Below are 2,877 nucleotides of genomic sequence, written 5' to 3' on the forward strand. Positions count from 1 at the left end.
CGCGACAGCTCGGGTGATTCCACGGCGTACCTGGTGATGGAACTCGTCAACGGTGAACCGCTCAACGCTGTCCTGGCACGCGTCGGCCGCCTGGCGGTTCCGCATGCCCTCGACATGCTCGAGCAGACCGGCCGCGCCCTGCAGGTCGCACATGACGCCGGTGTCGTGCACCGCGACGTGAAGCCGGGCAATATCCTCATCACGCCGACTGGCCAGGTGAAGATCACGGACTTCGGCATCGCCAAGGCCGTCGAGAACTCACCTGTCACGCGCACGGGAATGGTGATGGGCACCGCCCAGTACATCGCGCCCGAGCAGGCTCTCGGTCAGGACGCGACCGCGGCGAGTGACGTGTACTCGCTGGGAATCGTCGGATACGAAGCACTTTCGGGTCGACGCCCGTTCACCGGTGACGGCGCGCTGACCGTTGCGATGAAGCACGTGCAGGAAACCCCGGCGCCGATGCCGGCCGACCTGCCGCCGAACATCCGCGAGCTCATCGACATCACGTTGACCAAGGATCCGGCCGGCCGCTACGCCAGTGGCGGCGAGTTCGCCGACGCCGTTGCAGCCGTTCGGGCAGGGAGACGTCCACCGCCGCCCGGTCTGCTCGCCACCGGTGCCGCAAGCGCGTTGCCGGCAACTGGTGCCACGCAGGTCATGCCGCCGACGTACGCGGGCCCGGTGACGGGCGCAGCTGTTGCGGACGACGCGGCAGCCGGCGGAATGACCAGTGGGCAAAAGGCCGTGGCATGGGCCGGCGGCGGATTGATCTTGTTGGCGTTGATCATCGGCGGAGTCTGGATCGCGACCGACGGTCCGAGCGACCCGACGCCGCCCGTCGTCACGTCCACGACGTTGCCGACCACCACGACGACCAAGCCCACCACCACGACGACTCGGCCGACGACCACAACGACCGAGCCGACAACCACAACGACAACGCCGACCACGACCACAACAACTCCGACGACCACAACCACCACCACGACGACAACGACGACCACAACGACCACTGAGCCGTTGGCGGATCCCGGAGACGCTGAAGAACCGCTAGGACAAGACCAATGACGACACCCCGCAATCTCTCCTCCCGCTACGAGCTGGGTGAGATTCTCGGCTTCGGCGGAATGTCCGAGGTTCACCTGGCGCGCGACCTCCGACTCAGCCGCGACGTCGCGATCAAGGTGCTGCGTGCAGACCTCGCGCGCGATCCCACGTTCTACTTGCGGTTTCGTCGTGAGGCGCAGAACGCTGCCGCGCTGAACCATCCGGCGATCGTGGCCGTCTACGACACCGGTGAAGCCGAGACCGACGCCGGGCCGCTGCCGTACATCGTCATGGAGTACGTCGACGGCGACACGTTGCGTGACATCGTGCGCAGCACCGGGCCGATGGCTCCGCGCAAGGCGATGGAAGTGATCGCGGACGTCTGTGCCGCGCTGGACTTCAGCCACCGCAACGGCATCGTGCACCGCGACGTCAAGCCCGCCAACATCATGATCAACCGTGCCGGCGCCGTGAAGGTGATGGACTTCGGTATCGCCCGTGCCATTTCCGACGCGTCGAGCCCGATGACGCAGACGGCCGCCGTGATCGGCACCGCTCAGTACCTCTCGCCGGAGCAGGCGCGAGGTGAGCAGGTGGACGCGCGTTCGGACGTGTACTCGCTCGGCTGTGTGCTGTTCGAGATTCTGACGGGCGAGCCGCCCTTCAAGGGTGATTCACCGGTCGCCGTGGCGTACCAGCATGTTCGTGAAGATCCGCAGACGCCGTCGGAGATCAATCCCGACATTCCGCGCGAGCTGGATTCGATCATTCTCAAGGCGATGAGCAAGAACCCGGCCAACCGCTACCAGAGCGCCGGCGACATGCGCAGCGACTTGGTACGTGTCCTGGGCGGTCAGCGTCCGAGTGCTCCGATGGTGATGAACGACGAGGACCGCACCACCATCCTCGGCGCCGTCGGCTCCGACACCGGGAACTACCGCACCGCTCCCGATCCGGTCGAGCCGGTTCCTGCGCGGACAACTCGCGCCGCCGAGCCGCCTGCCAAGAAGAAGGGCGGACGCTACGCCCTGATGGGCATCGCGGCGCTTCTGGTGATCGGTCTGGTGACGTTCTTTCTCATTCGGGTGAACTCGCCGAAGGTCGAGATGGTGACCGTTCCGGGTGACCTGACCAACCAGCCCGCCGACGTCGCCGAGGCGACGCTGACCAACGCCGGATTCCAGGTGGAGCGTCAGCAGAAGGCGGACAAGGTGATCGCCGCCGGAAACGTCATCACGACGCGTCCGGTTGCCGGGGTGCGTATCGAGAAGGGCAGCACCGTCACCATCGACGTGTCCACCGGACCCGAGCAGGTCGCGATCCCACGCCTGACCGGGCTGAGCCAGGACGACGCGGAGAAGAAGCTCAACTCCGTCGGACTCCGACTTGATCCGACCATCGGCAAGGCGGCATCGACCGTCGCCGAGGTCGACAAGATCGTCAATCAGGACCCGGCCGTCGGAGTGTCGGTTGTTCTCGATTCCGCGGTCTCGATCACCGTCGGCACCGGACCGGAGCAGGTTCGTGTCCCGGACGTCACCGGTCAGCGTGAAGAGGTGGCGAGGCCCAACATCGAAGGTGCCGGGTTCGTCGTCCAGATCACGGAGATCGATTCGGGACTGCCGAAGGGACAGGTTGTTTCGACCGACCCGACCGGCGGTACGTCGGCCACCAAGGGTTCGACCGTGACGCTACGAGTGTCCAACGGCAACCAGGTCGCGATGCCTGATCTGACCAACAAGACGGTGTCGGAGGCGTTGAGCACGCTTCGCGCAGCCGGCTGGGCGGGAACTGCATCGCAGCTGGTGCAGAACCAGAGCACGACGC

General features: G+C 66.0%; 2 protein-coding genes. Both read left to right on the top strand.

What is annotated here, in order from left to right:
• Positions 1-1,071, top strand: a 1,071-nt coding sequence (locus tag A2J01_RS25695; RefSeq protein WP_064113878.1) for a protein kinase domain-containing protein, incomplete at its 5' end; no start/stop codon positions are given.
• Positions 1,068-2,877, top strand: a 1,810-nt coding sequence (pknB, locus tag A2J01_RS25700; protein WP_064113879.1) for a Stk1 family PASTA domain-containing Ser/Thr kinase, incomplete at its 3' end; no start/stop codon positions are given. The genes A2J01_RS25695 and pknB, both read left to right, overlap by 4 nt.

This window comes from Rhodococcus sp. EPR-134, from assembly GCF_001647205.1.
Classification (GTDB): domain Bacteria; phylum Actinomycetota; class Actinomycetes; order Mycobacteriales; family Mycobacteriaceae; genus Rhodococcus_F; species Rhodococcus_F qingshengii.